Genomic DNA, 5,669 nt, shown 5'->3' with positions numbered 1-5,669 from the left:
GGCAGCAACGGGCCGGGGCCGCGGTCGTTCAGCGGCCAGGCCGATGCGGGGCTGGATTTGGGGGGCGATTTCGGCGGGCCCCAGCCGTCGGTCATGTTATGTCCTGTCTCACCGGTGCGCCGCGCACGACGCGAAAGCCGCGCTGCTATGCGATGGCGTCACCGGTGACAATCAGGCGGTCGGCTTAGGCGGGCACGGTTTCCAGCGCCGGATAGTCGATATAGCCTCTGGGCCCTGGCTATACCAGGTCTTCGGGTTATCCTGCGCCAGCGGTGCGCCGGTGCGCAGGCGCTCGGGCAGATCGGGGTTCGCGATGAACGTCCGGCCGAAGCTGATCGCATCGGCATCGCCCTTGTCGAGCTCGGCCTGCGCCTTTTCGAGCGTGTCGTAATCCGAGTTCACGACCAGCACGCCCTTGAAGACCTTGCGGATTGCCGGGCTGAGCTTTGGCACGTCGGTCTTGCCGAAGGTGCCGTCGGGACCCGGCTCGCGCAGCTCGAGGAAGGCGATGCCGAGATCGGACAGCGCCTTGGCGGCGGCGGTGAACAGCGGCTCGGGGTTGCTGTCGTCGACGCCCTGCGAATCGCCATTGGGCGAGAGGCGGACACTGGTGCGATCGGCGCCGGCGACCGAGATCACACGCTCGGTGACTTCGCGAAGCAGGCGGATGCGGTTCTCGATGCTGCCACCATAGTCATCGGTGCGGCTGTTCGCGTTGTCGCGCAGGAACTGGTCGATCAGATAGCCGTTCGCGGCATGGATCTGGACGCCGTCGAACCCGGCTTCCAGCGCGTTCTTCGTCGCCAGCTCATAGTCGTTCAGCAGCCGCGGAATCTCGTTCAGCTCGAGCGGACGCGCGACCTCGAAATCCTTCTTGCCCTCGAACGTATGCGCCTGGCCTTCGGTCTTGGTCGCGGACGACGAGACGGGCTGGCCGCCGATCACCGACGAATGAACCTGGCGTCCCATATGCCAGAGCTGTGCGATGATCCGGCCGCCGGCGGCGTGCACCGCTGCGGTGACGGGCTTCCACGCCTCGACCTGAGCCTGCGTCCACAGGCCCGGCGCGAACGGCCAGCCCAGACCTTCGCGGCTGATGCCGGTGGCTTCCGAGATGATCAGGCCGGCGCTGGCGCGCTGCGTGTAATAGTCGACCATGAGGTCGGACGGGACGGCGTCCTTGTCCGAACGCCCGCGGGTGAGCGGCGCCATGAGGATGCGGTTGGGCGCTTCGACGGCGCCGAGCGTGATGGGATCGAAAAGGCTTGGCATGGGGGCTCCTTAATGCCTGACGGGGGCAAGATAGGACGCTACAGCGCGGCATGCATCGCCCCGCCCCGCAAAGAATATCTAGCGTGCCCGAAACGCCGACGGCGACGACGACCGGCGCCCCCGGTACGCTCGCGTTCGGCGCGCTGCTGATCGCCAATGTCGCGCTCGCATTCGGGCCGTGGTTCGTTCGTGCGACCGAGGTCGGACCGGTCGCGGCGGGTTTCTGGCGGCTGACGCTGGCGGTGCCGTTTCTCGTCCTGCTCGCAGCGCAGCAGGGCGCGCGACCGACGCGGCTCGGGCGCGGCGTCTGGATCGGGCTGATCGCGGGCGGCGTGTGCTTCGCCGCGGATCTCGGCAGCTGGCATCTCGGCATCCTGCGCACCACGCTCGCCAATGCGACGCTGTTCGGCAATGCGGCGACGCTGATGTTTCCGATCTACGGGTTTCTCGTCGCGCGGACCTGGCCGACGCGGACACAGGGCTGGGCGCTGATGCTCGCCGCGGCAGGCGCGGCGCTGTTGCTCGGGCGCTCCTATCAGCTCGATGCGAAGAACCTGGCGGGTGACCTGCTCTGCATCCTCGCGGGGCTGCTTTATACGGTGTATTTCATCCTGATGGCGCGCGCGCGGACGACGCTCGCCCCCTTGTCCGCACTGGTGCTGTCGACCCTGGCGGGCATCGTGCCGCTGCTGGTGTTCGCGCTGGCGATGGGCGAGCGGATCGTACCGGCGCAGTGGGGGCCGCTGATCGGGCTCGCGCTGTGCAGCCAGGTGCTGGGCCAGGGATTGATGATCTATGCGCTCGGGCGGTTTTCGCCGCTGGTGATCGGCATCGCGCTGCTGATCCAGCCGGTCGTCGCAGGGACGGTCGGCTGGCTGGTCTATGGCGAGCGGCTCGGCCTGCCCGATCTGGCCGGCGTGGTGATGGTGGCGATCGCGCTGGTGCTGGTCCGCCGGACGCCGGCCGATCGCCCCCCTATTGAAGAGGCGCTCGACACGCCTGATCTTGGACGGCAGGAGACGGTATGACCCAAGACCTCACGCTCGACGAAATCCGTTCGCTGCTCGCCCCCGGCATCGCCGCCAATGCGGCGTTCGACGGGTGGAGCGACGCGGCGCGCGACATGGCGGCGGACGCGGCGGGAATCGACCGCGACGTCGCCGCGCTCGCCTTCGAAGAGGGACCGGTCGACATGATCGACGCGTGGTTCGCCGATATCGACGTCGCGATGCTCGCAAGCCTGCCGCCCGAGCGGCTGTCGGCGATGAAGATCCGCGCACGGATCGCCGCGCTGATCGAGGCCCGGCTGCAGGCGACCGCCGCCGACCGCGAATCGCTGCGCCGTGCGCTGGCGATCCTCGCCTTGCCGCAGAATCTGACCAAGGCGGGGCGGCTCGGCTGGCGGACGGTCGACACGATCTGGCGCGCCGCGGGCGATGTCGCGACCGATTACAATCATTATACCAAGCGGACGATCCTGCTCGGCGTCTATGCCGCGACCGTCACCGTCTTCCTCGACGACGACAGCGAGGGGTTTGCCGAGACGCGGGCGTTTCTCAGCCGGCGGATCGACGGCATCATGCGGTTCGAAACCGCAAAGTCGGGCTTTCTCAAGCGGACAGAGCATGGCTTCAGCCTGTCGCGGTTCGTCGGGCGGTTGCGCTATCCGGTGGCGTGAGCCGGTCGCGGCGCGCCGTCACGCGGCGATGGAATGCACGCAATCTGCGTCAAGTGCGCGTGCCGGGGCTTCCCTTGGCGATCCGTTACTGATAATCAGTCGCATCATGGACACTCGCCCCGATCGTTCCGTCAGTCTCGAAACGCTGCCCCGCAAGCAGCATGGCATCGTCGCTGCGATCGACTGGGCCAGACTGGCAGGCCCGGAGGCACGCCGGTTGCGCGAACTCGGCTTTGACGAGGGTGTCGATGTCGAGGTTCTTCACCGCGCGACGCTGGGCCAGGGTCCGATCGCCTGCCGGATCGGCCGGATGACCGTCGCATTGCGGCGTGCGGTCGCAGGTGCGATTCGCGTATCACCCACGCCAGCCGCCGCAGAATAATCAGCCTGGCATTATGAACGCAGCACCGCTGGTCGCGCTGGTCGGCAATCCCAATGCCGGCAAGAGCGCGCTGTTCAATGCGCTCACGGGTGCGCGGCAGAAGGTCGGCAACTATCCAGGCGTGACGGTCGAGCGCAAGGCCGGACGGCTGACGCTCGACGACGGCCGCCCGGTCGAGCTGGTCGACCTGCCCGGCGCCTACAGCCTCGAGCCCTCCTCCCCCGATGAGCGCGTCACGCGCGACGTCGTCACCGGAACGCAGGACGGCGAACGCCTGCCCGACGCGCTGGTCGTGGTCGTCGATGCCGCCAATCTCGACAATCACCTGCGCTTCACGCTCCAGCTGATCGCGCTCGGCCTGCCCGTCGTGGTGGCGCTCAACATGGTCGATCTCGCCGAACGCGACGGGTTGAAACTCGATGCGGCGGTGCTTTCGCGAGAACTTGGCGTGCCGGTGATCCCGACCGTCGCGGTCCGCAAACGCGGGCTCGACGCGCTGCGTGCGATCCTGACGCAGACCGTCGTCAACGGTCCGATCCGGCTGCGCAAGTCGGACGGCAGTGTGCAGGACGACATCGTCACGCTGCAGCGGCGCGCGCGCGACATCGCGACGGCCGCCACGCTGTCCGAGACGCCGGTACGGCGCTGGACGCACATGCTCGACGGGGTCGCGCTGCATCCCATCGCCGGGCCGGTGCTACTGCTGGCGATCATGTTCCTGATGTTCCAGGCGGTCTTCAGCTGGGCGCAGCCGTTCATGGACCTGATCGACGGCGGCTTCACGGCGCTGCAGGCGTTCATCACGTCGGAGCTTCCCGATTCGCTGCTCCGGTCGCTGCTGGTCGACGGGGTGATCAAGGGCGTCGGCGCTGTGATCGTGTTCCTGCCGCAGATCCTGATCCTGTTCCTGTTCATCCTCGTGCTCGAGGCGAGCGGTTATATGGTCCGCGCGGCGTTCCTGATGGACCGCGTGATGGCGAGCGTCGGGCTGTCGGGGCGCGCGTTCATCCCGCTGCTGTCGAGTTTCGCCTGCGCGATCCCCGGGATCATGGCGACGCGGACGATCGACGACGAGAAGGACAGGCTGACGACGATCCTGATCGCGCCGCTGATGACCTGCTCCGCGCGGCTGCCGGTCTACACGCTGATCATCGGCGCATTCATTCCCAACACGCAGGTCCTGCCGTTCGTCGGCCTTCAGGGGCTGGTGATGCTCGGGCTGTACGTGATGGGCATCGTCGGTGCGTTCGTCGCCGCGCTGGTGCTGCGCCGGACGGTCACCAAGGGCGTGTCGTCGGGCTTCATGATGGAGATGCCGAAATATCAGTGGCCGCAGTGGCGCGACGTCGGCATCGGCCTGTGGAGCCGCGCGCAGATCTTCCTGAAGCGTGCGGGCGGCATCATCCTGGTGTCGACCGTGATCCTGTGGGTGATGCTGAGCTTTCCCAAGCCGCCTGAAGGCAGCAAGGTGTCGCCGGTCGATTATTCGGCGGCGGGACGGATCGCCAACGGCATTGCCCCGGTGTTCGCGCCGATCGGCTTCAACCGCGACATCGTGCTTGCACTGATCCCGGCGATGGCCGCGCGCGAGGTTGCGGTCGCGGCGATCGGCACGGTCTATGCGATCGACGATCCCGACAGCAACCAGGGCGGCAAGGCGATGGTCGAGAATCTGCGCGGCCGCTGGACCCTGCCGACCGCGCTCGCCTTCCTGATGTGGTTCGTATTCGCGCCGCAGTGCATCTCGACGATCGCCGTCACGCGTCGCGAGACGAACGGGTGGAAATGGCCGGCGTTCATGGTTGGCTATTTGTTCGCCGCCGCCTACATCATGGCCGGAATCACATATTGGCTGGCGGTGTTCGCCGGCCTCTGAGGGGCATCATGGCAGGCAGCGTCAACAAGGTCATCATCGTCGGCAATCTCGGCCGCGATCCCGAAAGCAAGCAGTTCCAGAACGGCGGCAAGGTCGTCAATCTGCGCATCGCGACGTCCGAGTCCTGGAAGGACAAGATGTCGGGCGAGCGCAAGGAAAAGACTGAATGGCATTCGGTTGCCATCTTCAACGAAGGCCTCGCCAACGTCGCGGAGAAGTATCTGCGCAAGGGCTCGAAGGTCTATATCGAGGGCGCACTCCAGACGCGCAAATGGCAGGACGCGCAGGGCCAGGACAAGTATTCGACCGAGATCGTGCTGCAGGGCTTCAACAGCGTGCTGACGATGCTCGACGGCCCGAATGGCGGCCAGGGCGGCGGCGCAGGCGGTGGCGGTGGTAGCCGCGGCGGCGGCGACGATTGGGCCGGCGGCGGCAACGCTTTGGCGGCGGCTCGTCAGGCG

At 67.1% G+C, this 5,669-nt stretch carries 4 protein-coding genes and 2 pseudogenes; 5 read left to right on the top strand and 1 reads right to left on the bottom strand.

Annotation, left to right across the window (positions count from 1 at the left end; translation table 11 throughout):
- Positions 1-184: 184 nt before the first annotated feature.
- Positions 185-1,272, bottom strand: a pseudogene (locus NI18_RS11220) (alkene reductase).
- 50 nt (positions 1,273-1,322) lie between these two features.
- On the opposite strand from NI18_RS11220, the gene NI18_RS11215 reads away from it, so the two are divergent.
- The 5 genes and pseudogenes from NI18_RS11215 to ssb form a co-directional block, all read left to right on the top strand.
- The gene (locus NI18_RS11215; protein ID WP_082451174.1) at positions 1,323-2,300 is read left to right on the top strand and encodes a DMT family transporter; all 978 of its coding nucleotides are present in this window, start codon (positions 1,323-1,325) and stop codon (positions 2,298-2,300) included.
- Positions 2,297-2,950, top strand: a complete 654-nt coding sequence (locus NI18_RS11210) for a COQ9 family protein (RefSeq protein WP_037529961.1) — start codon at positions 2,297-2,299, stop codon at positions 2,948-2,950. The genes NI18_RS11215 and NI18_RS11210 overlap by 4 nt, the downstream gene beginning before the upstream one ends.
- A 106-nt stretch (positions 2,951-3,056) precedes the next feature.
- Entirely contained in the window at positions 3,057-3,332 is a 276-nt protein-coding gene (locus NI18_RS23355) for a FeoA family protein (protein ID WP_031394931.1), read from the top strand.
- A 13-nt stretch (positions 3,333-3,345) separates the two neighbouring features.
- Complete coding sequence (locus tag NI18_RS11200) at positions 3,346-5,208, top strand: ferrous iron transporter B (RefSeq protein WP_031439774.1); 1,863 nt, start codon at positions 3,346-3,348, stop codon at positions 5,206-5,208.
- 8 nt (positions 5,209-5,216) lie between these two features.
- Positions 5,217-5,669 (top strand): annotated as a pseudogene (gene ssb, locus NI18_RS11195) (single-stranded DNA-binding protein); the annotation flags it as partial.

The organism is Sphingomonas sp. Ant20 (genome assembly GCF_000783375.1).
Taxonomy (GTDB): Bacteria; Pseudomonadota; Alphaproteobacteria; order Sphingomonadales; family Sphingomonadaceae; genus Sphingomonas; species Sphingomonas aerolata.
Note: the sequence above shows the minus strand (reverse complement) of the source record. Positions and strands in the feature narration are given on the sequence as shown.